This window comes from Butyricicoccus sp. OF27-2pH9A (genome assembly GCF_027693185.1).
Lineage (GTDB): Bacteria > Bacillota > Clostridia > Oscillospirales > Butyricicoccaceae > Agathobaculum > Agathobaculum butyriciproducens.
Genome location: NZ_JAQEXK010000004.1, coordinates 245 through 16,979, shown reverse-complemented (window position 1 = coordinate 16,979; position 16,735 = coordinate 245). Strand labels below are relative to the sequence as shown.

Genomic DNA, 16,735 nt, shown 5'->3' with positions numbered 1-16,735 from the left:
AGAACAACGCGCTTCGTTGTTCTCTCCGTAGTGGTTTCTTTCTTACAGAACGTAAACCTGCGTGGTCTCGTACACCTCGTAAACCTTCTTGAGAGAGGCCATCTCGGTGCCGGCCAGACGGGCACATGCACGGCCCATCGCAACAGCGTAGCGTGCCACCTCGTCAAACTTCATACCCGCGTGCATAGCGTTTGCAATCGCGCCGACCATTGCATCACCGGTACCGACCGCACCTTCGTCATAGATTTTCGGGTTGGTGGTAACGTACAGCGACTCCGGCTCGTCCTTTGCGGTGAGCAGAGCGCCCTCCTGACCCATGGAAACACAAACAGCCTTTGCGCCCATATCCAGCATCTTGCGTGCGGAATGTACAACGACCTCGGGATCGGCGGACGGCTTGTCGCCTACAGCCTCAGCCAGCTCGAAGATGTTCGGCTTTACAAAGTCCGGCTCGCACCTCAGTGCCTCCTGCAGCAGCTCGCCCTGTGCGTCGATGATCAGCTTGCAGCCGTGCTTCTTGATGGTCTTGCACAGCTTACGGTAGTTCTTCAGCGGGAACTCCGGCGGCGTAGAACCCGACAGAACGAAGATATTGCCCTCGTCCAGATAGTTCTCCATGCGGTCGAGCAAACGCAGGAAATCCGAATCATCCAGCTTGTTGCCCGGCTCATTTACCTCGGTATGGCCGCCCTGCGCATCAATGATCTGCGTATTGACACGGAGCTGTCCCGCAATATCAACAAAATCGTGGTGAATGTCCGCTGCTGTCAGCATGTCCTTCATAATGCGGCCGTTCGTGCCCGCACTGAAGCCAAGCGCAATACTGCTGCCGCCCAACGCCTTGATCGCGCGCGACACGTTGATGCCCTTGCCGCCCGGTTCCAGATGACTGGACACCGCGCGATTAAGCTTGCCCACCTGCAGCGGGTGCTCGATACGCTGCGTACGGTCCAGTGCAGCGTTAAGCGTTATCGTGATAATCATGGGACGCCCCTCCTGAAATATAATTTCCCTCATCGCGGCTCCGCATTTGTCCCGTGCGAATAACCGCGTTCTCATCTATATTACATTTTACAAAATCTTATGAATAAAGTAAATGGTTTTTCTTGATGTTAGCCACATTTAACCGGGTTGTTTTTATACCCAAACTTTATTTGAGCCAGCCGGAGTCACCGCACCACGGACACTCCCACTGTTTGCCCGTGACTTTTGCTTCCGCGCCGCACATCGGACAGCGCATTTTGCCGGTCTTTGGCTGCGGCCTCGGCTTTGGCGGCTCTTTCGGCGGTTCCTGCTGCCGACGGTACAGCCGCACAAAAAAGACTACGCCGAGCAGCAGCACCACGGCGATCGCCGCGAGCTGTTCTTTTGTCATGCTGTCCCTCTTCTCACTTGTGGTACTTGCCGCCCGCTGCGATATTGAGCGCGCGGTAAATCTGCTCGAGCACCATCACTCTTGCCAAATGATGCGGAAACGTCATCGATGACATGGACAGCCGCAGCGCCGCCTTCTTTTTCACCCGCTCGGACAGGCCGCACGAGCCGCCGATGAGTACGCAGATCTTGCTTGTCCCCGATACGGTCAGCTTGCCGAAATAGTCCGCCAGCTGCTCAGAGGACATCGGCTTGCCTTCCACGCACATCGCAATCACAGACGCGCCGGGCAGCAGCTTACTCTCGATGAGCGCGGCTTCCTTTTCGAGCGCCTGCGCGACCTCGCCCTCAGAGGGCGTCTGCGGCAAGCGCTGCTCGGGCAGCTCGATGATCTCTAATTTACAATATGCGCCGAGGCGCTTGGTATATTCCTTTACGGCGTCTGCCCAGAATTTTTCTCCGAGCTTTCCGACGCAGATCAGCCGGACAGAGAGCATAGCCTTTCCTCCCCAAATGATACCGGATGCTCCATGTGCTCCTTCGGCGCAACGAGCACCTCGCACGCGGGCAGTCCGCGCAGCGCCGACAGCGTTTGCTGCCGCGCCAGCTCCGGCATGTTGTTTTTCTCACTCAGATGCGCCAGCACAAGCGTTCGCGTGCCGCTTTTCACCAGATCCGCTGCAAACACGGCGCAGTCCGGATTGGACAGGTGCCCGCTCGGTCCGGCAACGCGCATCTTGAGTGAATACGGGTACGGACCGGCCTGCAGCATATACGGATCGTGGTTGCTCTCCAGCACGACCATTTCGCAGCCGCGCATAAGCTCGGCCGCATCGCGCGGCACAAAGCCGAGGTCGGTGGCAAAGCCGAACCGGCTGCCGCCATGCTCGAATATGTAGCCCGTGCTCTCCGCCGCGTCATGCGGCGTCGGAAACGGCACAACGTCCACATCCCTGACCCAGAAGCGCTCGCCGCTGTCGAATACGTTCAGACGGTCGGCGTACTCCGGATTCTTTTCCTCGAAAGCCTCGGCTGTGCCGCGAGTGGCGAACACCGGCGCCTTCGCTTTTTTAAGAAACATCGGCAGTCCCTTCACATGATCGATGTGCTCATGCGTCAGCACCACCGCCGAAATATCCTCCAGCGTGAGCGACAGTGCCTTCAGCGCAGTCGTAATCCTGCGCAGCGACACACCGAGATCGATCAGGATCGCGGTGCCGTCCGCCATATATAAGCCGCAGTTGCCGCTCGAACCGCTGGCGATACTGTAATAATAATGCTCTGCCATGGTACTCCTTCAGCAGTTGTTTTCATCCTTTTGTGTGCTGCAGAAAGGCAGTTCGCGTTAGAATCATCGGTGTGACGTTTCCGCAGTAGAATGCAAACGGGTCCCCGGCAATCTCTGCGCCGAATCCGGTAAGAATGTTCACCGTTGCGTCTCTCGCTTCGAGGAAAATGTTATCCACATCCTGTGCAAAAACATCTTCCATCACACATTTCAGCAGAAAGGTTCCCTTGTGCTGTCCGCGCAGTCTGCGCGCGACCGTGATACGGCCCATGTGCCACTGCCCGCCCTCGCGGTAGATGGCCGCTGTGCCGACGAGTTCGCCGTCCTGCTCCATGCACCACCACTGCGGCTGCTTATCCGCCGGAATGAAGTTCAGCTCCTTCGGAATGTCCTGCTCGTCCGCGAAAATCTGCGCGGCAAAAGCGAGAACCGCATCCATGTCCGCATCAGACGCACGCCGAACCATACATTCTGCTTGCATTCTGCTCATCTGCCTTATATTCTGCAAAAAAGGCGAAAGGATGCTCCCTCCGCCTTTTTTCCTCATTACAATTAGAAATTACTTGTTCTCGGCGCTTTCCGGAATCTCGGAGCGATACATATCCGCACCCAGAGCAACAAACTTCTCTACGAGCGTCTCATAGCCGCGCTCGATGTTCTGCACCTGCTCGACCTCGGTAACACCCTTGGCTGCCAGACCGGCGATAACCATCGCCGCGCCTGCGCGCAGGTCGTGTGCACGGACCGGAGCACCATTCAGCTCCTGGACGCCCTCAACAACCGCGATCGCGCCGTCCACATGAATGTTTGCGCCCATGCGGGTCAGCTCCTCGGTATAGCGGTAGCGGCTGCCCCAGATCCCCTCGGTGATGATGCTGGTGCCCTCTGCCAGACACAGCGCCGTTGTCATCTGCGGCTGCATGTCGGTCGGGAAGCCCGGGTACGGCAGGGTCTTGATGTTGGTCTTGGTCAGCTTGCCCTCGCGGCGAACGAGCACCGCGTCGTCAAACTCGGTGACCTCAACGCTCATCTCGCGCAGCTTTGCGGTGATGCACTCCAGATGGCGCGGAATAACATTCTTCACCAGAACCGAACCGCCGCAGGCTGCAACGGCTGCCATGAAGGTGCCCGCCTCGATCTGATCCGGAATGATGGAGTAATTGCCGCCATGCAGGCTCTCTACACCGCGAATCTTGATCACATCAGTACCGGCGCCCTTAACATCCGCGCCCATTGCATTCAGGAAGTTCGCCAGATCGACAATGTGCGGCTCCTTCGCGCAGTTCTCCATAATCGTCTGACCCTTGGCCAGAACAGCTGCGAGCATGATGTTCATAGTCGCGCCGACCGTAACAACGTCAAAATAAATATGTGCGCCGTGCAGACCGTCCTCGGGTGCCTCGACCCGGATGTAACCGCCCTTGGGCAGCGTTACCTTTGCGCCCAGAGCTTCAAAGCCCTTGATGTGCTGGTCGATCGGACGGACGCCGCCGAAGTTGCAGCCGCCGGGCATTGCTACCTCGGCAAAGCCGTACTTGCCGAGCAGCACGCCGAGCAGATAGTAGGATGCGCGCAGCTTGCGCTCCAGCTCGTGCGGCTTGAGGCTCGGGTTCTGCGCATTCTGGATTTCCACCGTAGTGGCGTTGATCTGGCGGATCTGCGCACCCAACTCGCGCATGATCTCCATCTGCAGCGTTACATCAATGATCTTGGGCACGTTTTCAAGACGAACCGGGCCATCTGCCAGCAGAGCCGCCGGAACGATTGCGACCGCTGCATTCTTTGCGCCGGAGATGGTCACCTCACCATTCAGCGTCTTGCCGCCGTTGATTACATACTTTGTCAATCTACCTACTCCTCACTAAGCCTTGGCGCGGAAATCTCCGCGTTTTTCTCCGAATACTGTATCTTATGTCAGCGAATGACTGTCCGTGCCGACCCTCTTTGCGGGCAGCTCCGACAGCGGCTAAACCCATTCGCGTAAAATCTCACTAATACATTTTACCACAATTTCAGATAAAGAAAAGCAGTTTTTCAGTTTTCTTCACCGATGATCGTCTTTTTGTCACAATCCACCAAATATTCGCCTGTTTCGGTGTCAATCTTCCAAGTAGGTGTAAGACGAATACGGCGGCTGCTGTCGGTTTGCATACGATAACCGGCCGTCATCGACTCGATCGTGCCGGTTTCACCGCTTTCTGCGGCAAACTGCAGCAGCGCATCTGCTGCGCTGCAGGTAATGCTGATGCCGTTCGCAGTGGTATACGGCGTACCAAGGCTCCACAGTCCGACGAGCGACACTGTGCCGTCTCCGGCGGAAAAGTCCAGTGTCAGCCGCCGGTTGTGCACCGGCAGTCCGGCGACCGAGCCGGTCAGCGTAACTGCCATGTCCTCCGCCGTCCAGTTGGCCTGCTCGGCCTGAAAGCCCCACCGGCTGCACAGTCGGCGCGCCTGCTCGAGCGCTTCCGATGCGGAAGTCGGCGCAGATTCAGTCAGCGTATAGTCCGCCTGCACATTGCCGTCCGCCTGCCACTCGAGCGTGCCCTTGTCGCTCTCAAAGCGCACCGTGCCGTCCTCCTGCTCGGTGCGTTCAGCGTGTTCGCCCAGCATGGCGGCTGCGATCTTTTCCTCATCTGCGCGGCTACGGTCGAGCGACAGCTCGGGCAGCGTGATGTCCTCCGGAAGCGAGAACGCCGTATCCAGCTGCATCCCTCTGGCGCTCACCAGCGTGCGCAGATTGGCCTCAAGCTCACTCGTTCTCCGGTGACTTTGCCAACCGCGTACCGCCAGATTGCCCAGCAGAAACAGGTTGATCGTAAGCAGTATTGCGATCAGTATATTTTTGACTTTATCCCATTGCAAGCGCTCTCATCTCCCTTCTGCGGTCACTCTGCCGTATTTTTCAGATAGAACCGGCTCGGTACATACTGTCCGTCCTGTGACCGGTAGGCTGCCATCAGACCGCGTTCCGCGCCGGAGGCTCCGGCTGCCGCCTGTTTTGCGGGCATGACCGTGCGTTTGCCGCCGGTCGGCTGAAATTTCTGCAGCCGAATCGTTGCCGTGCGCAGCGCACTGCCGTTGAATACGAAGGTAGCAAAGTCCGCGTCACCGAGCACCGGCACGCCGCTGTACATCTGCAGAAAAATCAGCATGGTTTGCTCTTCGCTGCGCTCCACCGCGTACAGCGACGCATGCGTATCCGTATCGCCCGCTCGCTGCGCCGCATCAAGAATCAGTCGGGCGCAGTCCAGCTGTGCATCCAGCGCCGCCGCATCCGTGATATCGCTTTCGTCATAGGCGCTCACCGTTGCCGAGCCATCCGTGGACGCGTACTGCACCAGACCGGACGCACTCAGCCGCAGCGTGCTCGTATCATCGAGGAACACGCGGACGGTTCCGTCCTGCTCGTTGTAAAAATCCGTGTAGGCCGTGTAGCCGAATGCACCGAGCAAATCCTCCAGTCCGGTGCCGCTCTGTCCGGCAAACAGATTCATCTGCGCCGGCTTCAGCACCGGAAGCGACAGCGCCTCGCTGTCGAACAGCAGCGTTTCCGGATAGACCGCATACGCATCTCCCGCAAAGCTGCACGACAGACCACGGAAGTTCTTCTGCGCCTCCTCGAGCGCATTCTGCGAGACCGCTGCATCCGCGGCATACAGACTGCCGTCTGCCATGCGGACAAACAGCCGCTGCACACCGGCGGCATACACCAGTGTTTCGACCTGCAGGCGGTCGTTATCCTTCCACGAGCCGCCCAGCCAGCCCGCAATAGACTGCATCGGGATCGCACCGTGGTAGCGCAGCAGCGCACAGCTGCCCGACCGCAGAGCCGTGCACAGCTCACTCTCATCAGCCGGCCGCAGTCCCTCACCTGTGAGCGCCTGCGACCACAGCGAACGCGTTGCCGTGATGCCGGCGTCGATATCGGTCAGATTGTACTGCACGCCGTACAGCTTGCCGGCAACAGTCAGCGCCATCTGCGCCGGATCCGCCGCCGAAACACCGGAGGACCGTATCTCATAGCCCACCGCACCGCCTACAAAGCGGTCGTGCAGACGGCGAAGTGCGCTGTCTGCGGGCATTTGCGCAATGTTCAGACCCATCAGCCAGTTGACCTCGCACAGCACGCCCATCAGTCCGCACAGCACCAAAAGTGAGATATTCTTTGCGGTGTTCTTCGCTGAGCGTTTCGCGCCTCTCATACCTTATCCTCCCTGCCGTGCGGCTTGAGGTCAGTCGGAAGCGTGATCGTCACGGTCGTGCCCTTGCCGTATTCACTGGTCAGAGCGATCTTGCCCTCGTGCTGCTCAACGATCTCCTTGGCGATCGCCAGACCCAGTCCGGTGCCGCCTGCGGCACGCGAGCGTGCCTTGTCCACGCGGTAGAATCGCTCAAACAGGCGCGGCACATCGTCCGCCGGAATGCCGACACCGTTGTCCTCAACTGTGATGCGCACATGGTTTGCGCCTGCGCGCTGTGCCGCCAGACGGATCCGTCCGCCCGAAGGCGTGTACTTGACCGCGTTGGACAGAATATTGACCACAACCTGCTCGATGCGTTCCCTGTCGCCGACCATCGGCGGCAGGTCCGGCTCGGTCTCAATGAGGATCATGTGACCGCTGTCCTCGGCGGTCAGCTTCATGGCATTCGTCACCTTTTTCAGCAGATCGGACACCGAGAACCGCGTCATACGCAGCTCCATCCGTCCGTAATCCAGCTTGGAAAGCGTCAGCAGATCGGTGACAATACGCGCCATGCGCTCGCTCTCGCTCGAAATAACGCCCAGAAACTGCTTTTCCATGTCAAGCGGTAGCTCTCCGGCGGCATCGAGAAGCGTTTCGGTGTACGAGCGGATGTTCGTCAGCGGCGTGCGCAGCTCGTGCGACACATTTGCCACAAACTCGCGGCGTGCGTCATCCAGACGGCGCTGCTCGGTGACATCGTGAATGACCGCGATGACACCGCCCTCGCCATCCAGTGCGCCGTAAGGCGCCAGCGTGACGGACAGCACGCGCCCAAATCGCGTAATCTCGTTCGTAAGGAAGCTGCGCGAGACGGTTTCGTCCGTGTCCGGCATGTCCAGATCAGCGAACATCTCATCAAAGCTCAGCTTCTGCTCCACACGCACGCCCAGCAGATTTTCGGTTGCCGGATTCATGTGGATGAGCGTGCCGTCGGTCATAAAGGCGGCTACGCCGTCGGTCATGTGCAGGAACAGCGTGTTGAGCTTGTCGCGCTCTCCCTGTACCTCGCCGACCGTGTTTTTCAAACGGTGCGCCATGTAATTGAACGAACGGGTCAGCTCGCCAATCTCATCCGACGACTGCACGCCGAGGTCCTGATCGAAGTTGCCTTCCGCGATTGACCGCGCACCCTCGGTGATGCGCTCGATCGGCGTGGTGATGGTCTTGCTGAGCAGGAAGGACAGCAGGATCGCCGCCAGCAGGCCGAACATCATCGCCTGCATGACAATCTGGAAGAACCGCCACGACAGGTCGGAAATCTCCCGCTTGTTGTCTGCAATATACACGATGTAGTCCACCGCACCGTCGCCGTTCTTGTCCAGCGGCACCGCAATGTCCATAATGCTGTCGGATACCGCCGAGCGCGTTCCGGTCTCTCCTGCCATTGCGGCAATGACGTTGCTCGTGCGGGTAACGGATACATTCGGGTTGGAGCCGTCAAGGAAGCCGCCCTCACTGTCGAGAATGGCATAGTTGCGGTAATCGTCAATGCCGAGTCGGCTCTTGTGTGCATCTATGATAGTTTTCAGACCATCCGTGCCGGGTTCGGCAGCCGCCTCCTGCATGGAGCGGATGGTGTCGGTCGTGAACACCGCCTGCATCTGCTCATAAAAGCTGTTCAGATAGAAGGTGTTGATACTGTTGATCAAAAACGTGCCGACCACCGCCATAACGGATACGATCAGCAGCACCAGAATCAGCACCAGTTTTCTGTGTAGTGAACGGAACATAGCTTACTCCCCGTCAGCAAAGTAATATCCCATGCCTCTTTTTGTGATGATGTATCTGGGACTTGCCGGTTCATCCTCAATCTTCTCGCGCAGACGGCGGATCGCCACGTCCACCGCACGCAGGTCGCCGTAGTAGTCATAGCCCCAGACCTGCTCCATCAGCTCCTCACGGGAGAAAACCCGTCCCGGAGCAGCGGACAGGAAGCACAAAATGTCAAATTCCCGCGCGGAAAGCTCGAGCGGATGGCCGTTTTTGTACACCATGCCGTTGTCCTTGGAGACACGCAGACCGCCGCCGGACGGCGCTTCTGCCTTTTCCCTGTCCTCTCCTGCGTAGGTGCGGCGCATGTTCGCCTTGACGCGCGCCATCAGCTCACGCATAGAGAACGGCTTGGTGATATAATCGTCTGCACCCAGCTCGAGACCCATGACCTTGTCGGTCTCTTCCTCACGGGCGGTCAGCATGATGATCGGTGTGTCCTTTTCCGCGCGCACCCGCCTGCAGACCTCAAAGCCGTCCATCTCGGGCAGCATGACATCCAGCAGAATCAGGTCGGGTGCTTCCTCAAGCGCGCAGCGCAGACCTTCTGCGCCGTCATACGCCGCAAGTGTGTCGTAGCCCTCGCGCTGTAAATTGAATACCAGAATGTCTGAAATGGCCTTTTCGTCCTCAACCACAAGGATTTTTTTCTTATCCAAACCCTTTCCTCCTCTGCACTCTCCAATCTCCACTCTTATCTTAGTAAAGATTCTTCAGCTTTGCTCTATACATAGCCGCCACCGTTTTTGCATCGCGGATCTCATCCCGCTCGATCATTTTTTCTACCTCTGCGATCGGCAGGCGCACGACCTCGACAAATTCGTCCTCATCCGGCTGCATTTCTCCTTCGGTCAGGTCAAGCGCGGCAAACAGGTAGGTCACCTCGGTCAGAAAGCCGGGCGACGGATAAATCGCGCCGAGCGGCACGATGCGTCCGGCGGTACAGCCGGTCTCCTCCTTCAGCTCGCGGATGCCGCATTCCTCAGCGTCCTCCGGACCGTGATCCATCTTGCCGGCGGGCATTTCGAGCAGCTCGGTATCGAACGCATAGCGGAACTGCCGCACAAGAATAACGTTGCCGTCCTTGTCGATCGGCAGCACGCCGACACCGCCAACATGCTCACAAACCTCGCGCGGCGCGGTTTTGCCGTTCGGCAGCGATACCTCGTCCACACGAGCGGTCATGATCCTGCCTCTGAACTTATATTCGCTGGAAAGCTGTTTTTCTGTCATATCCATAGAAAAAAATCCTCCTTAATCGGCTGCATTTACACAGCGCAGGATATAGGCGGTCTCCGGCGGGACGGATACGATCAGACCGTCCGGGTCGGCGTACGCGAAGCCCTCGCCGCTGAGCAGGTCGAGCGCATACAGCGCATCAATTTTTGTTTCCGCATACTGGTGTCCGCGGTTGACCACGATCACCAGACGCGAGTCTCCGCTCGTGCGCTCGTATCGCAGCAGTGCACCGGCTGTCGTATCGCTGAACTGCAGGTCGCCGTCCGCGAGCGTCTGCTCCTCGGCACGGATTTCGCACAGCTTACGATAGAACGCAAGCAGCTCCTGGTTTTCGTGTCCCCACGGGTAGGTCCGGCGGTTGAACGGGTCCTCGAAGCCCTGCTGACCGGCCTCATCACCGTAGTAAATGGTCGGCGAACCCGGCATGGTGAACTGGATGACCGCCGCCATCCGCAGACGGCGCAAGGCGATTTCCAGACGGTCCGGCGGCAGCTGATAGTGTGCGCGGCCGTTTCTGTCCATCTTCCACTCGTTCTCGGTTACGCCGAGAAGGGTGAGCGCACGCGCGGTGTCATGCGTACCTACAACGTTCATCAGGTTGTAGAACACGTCCCGCGGGTAGTTTTCGCGGATGCACTCCATGCTCTCCGCGAAATGCTCGGCAGTGCCGCCGTTCAAAAAGCCGAAGATGGCGTCTCGCAGCGGGTAGTTCATGACGGAATCCAGTTCGCCGCCCTGGAAATAACGCCGACGCTCGGAGTACGCAATTTTGTTGGACGCATCCTCCCACACCTCACCGATGATGAGCGCATCGGATTTCTCCCTGCGGGCGGCAGCGTTCAGCTTCTGGATGAAGCTGTCCGGCAGCTCGTCGGCAACATCCAGCCGCCAGCCGGACGCGCCCAGCCGCAGCCAGCGGCGGACCACGCTGTCCTCGTCCTCGATGATGTAATCCTGATAGCTGCCGTCGGTCTCATTGACCTGCGGGAGCGTGTAGATGCCCCACCACGAGCCGTACTCGTTCGGCCAGTTGTGAAAGTCAAACCAGCTGAAATACGGCGATTCCTTGGACTGGAACGCGCCTACGCTGTCATAATGGCCGCGTGCGTTGAAATAGCGGCTGTCGTAGCCGGTGTGATTGAACACGCCGTCCAGTACAACGCGCATGCCGCGTCTGGCGGCTTCGCTGCACAGCGCACGGAAGTCCTCCTCACAGCCGAGCAGCGGGTCGATGCGCTTGTAATCGCCGGTATCGTAGCGGTGATTGGAATACGCCTGAAAGATCGGATTGAAATAAATGGTGGTAACGTGCAGGCTCTCCAGATAATCCAGCTTGGCGTATACGCCGCGCAGCGTGCCGCCGAAAAAGTCGTTGTTGAGGATTTCGCCGTGCTCATCCGGCAGATAGACCGGAATATCGTCCCAGTTCTGGTGCAGCACACGCGGGATCACGCCTTCGCCCTCCGGCTGCTCAGGCGCCTTGTCGCGGCAGAAGCGGTCCGGAAAAATGTTGTAGGTGATGCCCTCGCCGAACCAGCGCGGCGTGTGGTAATCGCCGTCGTATACGGTCAGCTGGTACTTATCGCCGACCGACTCGAGCAACTCCGCCTGACCGCCGTAGCCGCGTGCACAGTAGTGCAGACCATCCGCCAGCTCCACCGAGAAATAATACCAGTACAGACCGGGGTGCGGCGGCGTATAGGTTACCGTATACCGGTCGTGTGAGCCTTGATAGCCGCACCAGTGCAGCGGATGGGATTCGGCCTGACAGCCGTCTTCCTCAATCCAAAGGGTAACCTGCAGCGCGCCCTGTGCCCGCTGCGGATAAACAGAAAACTCGACCGCCTGCCCTGCCGGTATCGCGCCATACGGCTTCTTGCATGCAGTGCTGCGGGAGTGAAACATACTATCAGAAATGCGATTCACGCAAGCTCCTCCAAACATATATCCTCTTGCCAAATCATACCTTACCATTATATCAGCAATATTGGCGGTAGTATTTTTAGTATAGCACAAAACCGCAAAACGGTAAACAAAAGCTGTCGCACGAAAGAAAAGAAAACCGGCTCAATACAAACTTTTTAGGTGTAAAAGCAAAGAGCCGACTCCGATGGAGTCAGCTCTTTTGATCCGGTTTTGATTTTAGCCGAGCAGGTTCAGGATTTCTTCCTTCGGCATAGCGCCGACAGCCTTATTGGCAACCTCGCCGTTCTTCATCACGATCAGGGTCGGGATGGAGACAATGCGGAACTGCATGGACAGCTCACCCTGCTCGTCTACATTGATCTTACCGACCTTGATATCGTCACGCTCGTTTGCGATCTCGTCCACAATCGGCGAAACCATGCGGCAGGGACCGCACCACGTTGCCCAGAAGTCCAGCAGGACCGGCTTGTCCGACTTCAGCACTTCGTTCTCGAAATTTTCCTTCGTAATGGTTACTACTGCCATATTAAACACTCCTTAACCTTTCAGTGATAATTCATAGTAAAATGCATACTGCTGCATGACACCCGCAAAGCCTTTATATCGTTTCAGCGGAAACCCTTTCGGATAGTGTGTGTCCAGCATTTGCCGGATATGCGTATCGACCGGAAATGCGTCGATGTGATGCAGCGCAAACAGACAGATACACTCCGCAACCTTGATGCCGACACCGGTCAGGCGCAACAGCTCGGCTTTGGCGCGGGCGTAATCCATATGCCGGATAGCTTCCAGATCAACCTCACCGGACGCGACCTGCCGGGCCGCAGCGCAAATGTATTTGGCGCGGTAACCGAGCCGCACCGGCGCAAGTTCCTCGGGCGTGCACGCCGCCAGACGCTCTGCCGTGGGAATGCTATTGTATACCTGTTCACTCTTATTATAACAGATTTCCCCGAAAAGGGAACACAAATTTTCGACACACTTGGTAATCCGCGCGATATTGTTCTGCTGCGAGATGATAAAGCATAGAATAGTTTCCCACAGATCCTGCCGCAGAATACGCAGTCCGCCGCCGTATGCAACGGCGTTCTGCAAATAGATATCACGTTTGGCAACTGCGGCTTTGCAGCGGCCGTAGTCCGCATCCAGATCGAAATACGGCCGCCAGATGGCGTTAAACTCGTCTTCATCGCAGTCGAACCGTACGGTCCGGCCGTTCTGCTGAATATTCAGCAGGTGTGTGCCCGCAATCAAATCGTACGACTTATCCCCAACCCTGTGGAAGCGGAAGCACTGACCGGAGCTTGCGATCTGGTCAATGTCGAAATCGTTCAGTACGCGCTCGATCATTGGTGCATAGCCTCATGCTCGCGCACCAGCTCGGTAAACAGGTCGCTCAGCGTCCAGCCGATGTTGTGCTCGGTGACCATGGCCTTGTACGGCACGGAAACACCATGCGCCTTCATTTCACGGAGCAGAATGTCCAGTCTCTTTTCGGTAAAGCCGTCCAGCACCATCATCGGTGCGGAAGGCGCATCTGCAGTCGCGTCAGTCGGCTCAAAGCCCTTGCGGTTCAGCAGAAAACCGACAGTCTGACCGGCAGAGACCGCTTCGACGTTCTTAATCCGCACGCCCATGCGAACGAGCACGGTCTTAAGTGCCGCAGTCTGTTCGCTCGGCTGCGGCTCGAAATATAACACTTTTTCACGGGATGCCGCCATAGTGGAACCCTCCTGTTTTATTCTCATAATATTGTATACTAATATTATATCATTTCTGTCAAGTCCCCTATTGACAGAAAGTGTGTTCGGTGCTATGCTCATAGTTAGCAATAACTAACCAATTAAAAAGAGAGGTGCGTATGATACAGCAGACATTGCTTTGGGCGGCCGCAGGCACAGGCTTCACCTTCCTGATGACCACGATCGGCGCCGCCATGGTATTCTTTATGAAACGGCAGTCCAGCGCTCTGATGCAGCAGATTTTCCTCGGATTCGCGTCCGGTGTGATGATCGCCGCGTCCATCTGGAGTCTGCTCATTCCCGCGATTGACGAGGCCGCGCAGAACGGCCAGCCGGGCTGGATACCCGCTGCAGGCGGCTTTATCCTCGGTCTGGTGCTTATGCTTGCGCTGGACGGATTCATGCCACACCTGCACAGCGGCGCAGAGCAGGCCGAAGGTCTGCCATCCTCCTTTCGGCGAACCACGCTGCTTGTTCTTGCAGTGACGCTGCACAACATTCCGGAAGGCATGGCTGTCGGTCTGTCATTCGCTCGCGCCGCGCAGCACACCGGCAACGCGGGATTGTTTGCAGCGGCAGGCGCGCTTGCCATCGGCATCGGCATTCAAAATTTCCCGGAGGGAGCCGCAGTCGCGCTTCCCCTCCATCAGGAGGGGCTGAGCCGCGCACGCTCATTCGTTTACGGTTCGCTGTCCGGCATCGTTGAGCCGATTTTCGGCGTGCTTGTCGTGCTGTGCGCGTCCGCGCTGACACCATTCATGCCGTGGCTGCTGTCCGCCGCCGCAGGCGCGATGCTGTACGTCGTGGTCGAGGAGCTGATTCCCGAGGCACATCTCGGTGAGCATTCACATCCGGGCACGCTTGGTGTGATGGCGGGTTTTCTGGTGATGATGGTGCTGGATACAGCTTTGGGATAATTGAAAATGGAGAATTGAGAATGGAAAATGAAGTTTTCTTTCTCCTTCCACAAAAACGAAAAGCGTCCCAATGGGACGCTTTTCGTTTTTCAGATAATCTGTGTTTTAACTTTGCCTAATACAGATTATCCTCAATATCTATTATGAATCTGTTTGCGGTAATCAAAATAGACTTGCCGCAATTCCTTCAGATTTTTCTTGCGAATGAGCACCACATCGTCGTTTGTAAGGATAAAGTCCTTATCCACAGCTTTGACGTAGTTCATATTCACAAGGAAGCTCTGGTGGCACCGCAGAAAACACGGAGCCGTCAGTTCCTGCTCAATCTCGCTGAGTTTTTTATATATTGTGTATGTCTTTTCGCCCGCCTGATGCAGAATGCACTGTGAGTTATGGCTTTCCACATACATAATCTCTTCGCGCGGAATGTGTAGCACCTGCAAACGATTCTTGATCGCGTATGTATTCTCGACGATATCGGACAGTACACGGTGCATGGTTCGCTCGAACGTCTTCGGGGTATATGGCTTGAGCAGATAACCGGATGCACCGACTTCAAAGCTGTCCGGTGCAAAATCCAGCGCAGCGGTACAAAATACGATCGTGCCCTTGTAGCCAATCTCACGCAGACGGCGTGCTACGTCAATGCCGAGCGGCGGGTCCATCAGAATATCCAGCAGAATAATATCAAACCATCCGCCGTCCCCAAGCTCATAATAAAGCGGTTCACCGCTGTCGTACATTTTGTAGGAATAGTCAATCGCATGTGAATTGCAGTAATGACTGAGAAAATCCGCAAGGATATCTCGTTCTAACGCCGAATCATCACAAATTGCGACCCGCAACATGGTTATTGACAGTCCTTTCTCGTCAGTTTTTGTCGAATTTCTTAGCGGTTTCTTAACACATTCTGCCGATTTCACAAGATTCTGTTCCAATTTCACAGAATAGCAAAAACCGCGTGATCCTTCTGATAAAATAAACATGTTCCCAAATGAAGTGGGAACATCAGCAAATATCGACGGAGGAAGCATCATGTTTGTCTACAAAGTAATCAAAAAAAATCACTATTCGCCTGAGACCGGAGCTTATATATCTTTCGGTATCAGTGCTCACGATCCACAGCACGGACAAACCTGCTTCGTCCCCGATGTGTTCATCGGTGAGCCGGAAGCACGCGCCTTTACAGAACGCCTGAATACGCTTCAGGTGTCGCCCATCCATTTGATTGATGTGATTGAGGACACATTAGGCGTTTAACACGCAGATTACATAAAAATGCCCAGTTCAGAGGCCAGAGAGCGAATTGCCTGCACAATGCCGATGTATTCGGCCGTGACTTCGTATCGCAGTTCCGTGATTTCCTCATCCCGATTGCCGCGCAGCGCTTGCAACAGTGCTGCGCTCTTCTTTTCCAGCCGTATAAAGCCAAAGCTGCGTGCCTGTCCGGTCAGCGTGTGTACCGCTTTGATTGCCGCATCGCGATCGTGCCGACCCAAGGCATCGTTCAATTCCGCGCAGCAGGGCTCGTCCAAAAATCGGATCAGGAATTTCTGCAGCATATTCTCGTTGTAAAAGCGACGGCAGGCTGCTTCAAAATCTCCATCTATCGCTCGATAAAATTTATACAGAGACATATCGACATCTCCCTACAGATATTTTATCATTTCAAAAATCGACTGGCAAGAGATGAAAATAGTTTTCTATCGTCATTTCTCGACAAAGATCGCGTTTTGCAGTAAAAGAAAAACGCCTGATCAAATGATCAGGCGTTTATATGGAGCTGCTAACCAGATTTGAACTGGTGACCTCATCCTTACCAAGGATGCACTCTACCGACTGAGCTATAGCAGCGAAAGAAAAAACGGCACGATTACGGTACCGTTTTTTGGCGACCCGGATGGGACTTGAACCCACGGCCTCTAGCGTGACAGGCTAGCGCTCTAACCAACTGAGCTACCGGGCCATATTAACTTAATTTGGTGGGCCTTCGGGGACTTGAACCCGGGACCGACCGGTTATGAGCCGGTTGCTCTAACCAACTGAGCTAAAGGCCCATATAGGGAATCGACTTTACCCTGCCGTCACGATAAAGTGACGGCAAAGCATTGTCTGGATGGCTCCTCAAGTTGGACTCGAACCAACGACCCTGCGGTTAACAGCCGCATGCTCTACCAACTGAGCTATTGAGGAATATCGAGCGGATCTGCGATCCGCAGGTGTAGGCGTTGAGTT

Annotated in this window: 19 protein-coding genes and 4 tRNA genes; 2 read left to right on the top strand and 21 right to left on the bottom strand. The window is 56.3% G+C overall.

Annotated elements, in window-relative coordinates; genetic code table 11:
- Positions 1 to 42: 42 nt before the first annotated feature.
- The 15 genes from PG722_RS04970 to PG722_RS04900 form a co-directional block, all read right to left on the bottom strand.
- Positions 43 to 984 (bottom strand): 1-phosphofructokinase family hexose kinase, encoded by a 942-nt coding sequence (locus tag PG722_RS04970; RefSeq protein ID WP_158580252.1) that lies wholly within the window; start codon positions 982 to 984, stop codon positions 43 to 45.
- A gap of 166 nt (positions 985 to 1,150) precedes the next feature.
- The gene (locus PG722_RS04965) at positions 1,151 to 1,375 is read right to left on the bottom strand and encodes a hypothetical protein (RefSeq protein ID WP_270579838.1); all 225 of its coding nucleotides are present in this window, start codon (positions 1,373 to 1,375) and stop codon (positions 1,151 to 1,153) included.
- Between the two features lie 13 nt (positions 1,376 to 1,388).
- Positions 1,389 to 1,871, bottom strand: a complete 483-nt coding sequence (gene rlmH / locus PG722_RS04960) for a 23S rRNA (pseudouridine(1915)-N(3))-methyltransferase RlmH (RefSeq protein ID WP_270579837.1) — start codon at positions 1,869 to 1,871, stop codon at positions 1,389 to 1,391.
- Complete coding sequence (locus tag PG722_RS04955; protein ID WP_270579836.1) at positions 1,853 to 2,662, bottom strand: MBL fold metallo-hydrolase; 810 nt, start codon at positions 2,660 to 2,662, stop codon at positions 1,853 to 1,855. Before PG722_RS04955 ends, rlmH begins: the two co-directional genes overlap by 19 nt.
- 22 nt (positions 2,663 to 2,684) lie before the next feature.
- Positions 2,685 to 3,143 carry a GNAT family N-acetyltransferase gene (locus PG722_RS04950; protein WP_270579835.1) on the bottom strand — a complete coding sequence of 153 codons (459 nt, stop codon included), beginning with the start codon at positions 3,141 to 3,143 and terminating at the stop codon, positions 2,685 to 2,687.
- A 78-nt stretch (positions 3,144 to 3,221) separates the two neighbouring features.
- On the bottom strand, positions 3,222 to 4,508 hold the full coding sequence (locus PG722_RS04945; RefSeq protein WP_270383483.1) for a UDP-N-acetylglucosamine 1-carboxyvinyltransferase: 1,287 nt from the start codon (positions 4,506 to 4,508) through the stop codon (positions 3,222 to 3,224).
- 188 nt (positions 4,509 to 4,696) lie between these two features.
- The gene (locus PG722_RS04940; RefSeq protein ID WP_270579834.1) at positions 4,697 to 5,524 is read right to left on the bottom strand and encodes a hypothetical protein; all 828 of its coding nucleotides are present in this window, start codon (positions 5,522 to 5,524) and stop codon (positions 4,697 to 4,699) included.
- Positions 5,525 to 5,547: 23 nt separating this feature from the next.
- Positions 5,548 to 6,864 carry a hypothetical protein gene (locus PG722_RS04935; RefSeq protein ID WP_270579833.1) on the bottom strand — a complete coding sequence of 439 codons (1,317 nt, stop codon included), beginning with the start codon at positions 6,862 to 6,864 and terminating at the stop codon, positions 5,548 to 5,550.
- A complete protein-coding gene (locus PG722_RS04930; protein ID WP_270579832.1) occupies positions 6,861 to 8,636 on the bottom strand; it encodes an ATP-binding protein in 1,776 nt (591 codons plus the stop codon). Before PG722_RS04930 ends, PG722_RS04935 begins: the two co-directional genes overlap by 4 nt.
- Before the next feature lie 3 nt (positions 8,637 to 8,639).
- Positions 8,640 to 9,335: a response regulator gene (locus PG722_RS04925; protein ID WP_110436083.1), complete on the bottom strand. Its 696-nt coding sequence runs from the start codon at positions 9,333 to 9,335 to the stop codon at positions 8,640 to 8,642.
- Positions 9,336 to 9,375: 40 nt separating this feature from the next.
- Complete coding sequence (locus tag PG722_RS04920; protein WP_118285006.1) at positions 9,376 to 9,915, bottom strand: NUDIX hydrolase; 540 nt, start codon at positions 9,913 to 9,915, stop codon at positions 9,376 to 9,378.
- Positions 9,916 to 9,930: 15 nt separating this feature from the next.
- Positions 9,931 to 11,841 carry a glycoside hydrolase family 13 protein gene (locus PG722_RS04915; protein WP_270579831.1) on the bottom strand — a complete coding sequence of 637 codons (1,911 nt, stop codon included), beginning with the start codon at positions 11,839 to 11,841 and terminating at the stop codon, positions 9,931 to 9,933.
- Between the two features lie 216 nt (positions 11,842 to 12,057).
- The gene (gene trxA / locus PG722_RS04910) at positions 12,058 to 12,366 is read right to left on the bottom strand and encodes a thioredoxin (protein ID WP_116705145.1); all 309 of its coding nucleotides are present in this window, start codon (positions 12,364 to 12,366) and stop codon (positions 12,058 to 12,060) included.
- 12 nt (positions 12,367 to 12,378) lie between these two features.
- Positions 12,379 to 13,191, bottom strand: a complete 813-nt coding sequence (locus PG722_RS04905; RefSeq protein WP_270383493.1) for a DNA-3-methyladenine glycosylase family protein — start codon at positions 13,189 to 13,191, stop codon at positions 12,379 to 12,381.
- Positions 13,188 to 13,562, bottom strand: a complete 375-nt coding sequence (locus PG722_RS04900) for a DUF3783 domain-containing protein (protein WP_158574665.1) — start codon at positions 13,560 to 13,562, stop codon at positions 13,188 to 13,190. Before PG722_RS04900 ends, PG722_RS04905 begins: the two co-directional genes overlap by 4 nt.
- 140 nt (positions 13,563 to 13,702) lie before the next feature.
- On the opposite strand from PG722_RS04900, the gene PG722_RS04895 reads away from it, so the two are divergent.
- Complete coding sequence (locus PG722_RS04895; RefSeq protein ID WP_270383495.1) at positions 13,703 to 14,500, top strand: ZIP family metal transporter; 798 nt, start codon at positions 13,703 to 13,705, stop codon at positions 14,498 to 14,500.
- Positions 14,501 to 14,631: 131 nt separating this feature from the next.
- Here the strand turns inward: PG722_RS04895 and PG722_RS04890 are convergent, their stop codons facing one another.
- A complete protein-coding gene (locus PG722_RS04890) occupies positions 14,632 to 15,348 on the bottom strand; it encodes a LytR/AlgR family response regulator transcription factor (protein ID WP_270383497.1) in 717 nt (238 codons plus the stop codon).
- A gap of 136 nt (positions 15,349 to 15,484) precedes the next feature.
- Between PG722_RS04890 and PG722_RS04885 the strand changes: the two genes are divergently transcribed.
- On the top strand, positions 15,485 to 15,760 hold the full coding sequence (locus PG722_RS04885; RefSeq protein ID WP_188886059.1) for a DUF6514 family protein: 276 nt from the start codon (positions 15,485 to 15,487) through the stop codon (positions 15,758 to 15,760).
- A gap of 8 nt (positions 15,761 to 15,768) precedes the next feature.
- Here the strand turns inward: PG722_RS04885 and PG722_RS04880 are convergent, their stop codons facing one another.
- The 5 genes from PG722_RS04880 to PG722_RS04860 all read right to left on the bottom strand — a co-directional run bounded on the left by PG722_RS04880 (position 15,769) and on the right by PG722_RS04860 (position 16,693).
- Positions 15,769 to 16,062: an Hpt domain-containing protein gene (locus PG722_RS04880; protein WP_270579830.1), complete on the bottom strand. Its 294-nt coding sequence runs from the start codon at positions 16,060 to 16,062 to the stop codon at positions 15,769 to 15,771.
- A 216-nt stretch (positions 16,063 to 16,278) separates the two neighbouring features.
- Positions 16,279 to 16,354, bottom strand: a tRNA-Thr gene (locus PG722_RS04875).
- Positions 16,355 to 16,389: 35 nt separating this feature from the next.
- Positions 16,390 to 16,466, bottom strand: a tRNA-Asp gene (locus PG722_RS04870).
- Positions 16,467 to 16,480: 14 nt separating this feature from the next.
- A tRNA-Ile gene (locus PG722_RS04865) sits at positions 16,481 to 16,557 on the bottom strand.
- A gap of 60 nt (positions 16,558 to 16,617) precedes the next feature.
- A tRNA-Asn gene (locus PG722_RS04860) sits at positions 16,618 to 16,693 on the bottom strand.
- Positions 16,694 to 16,735: the final 42 nt, after the last annotated feature.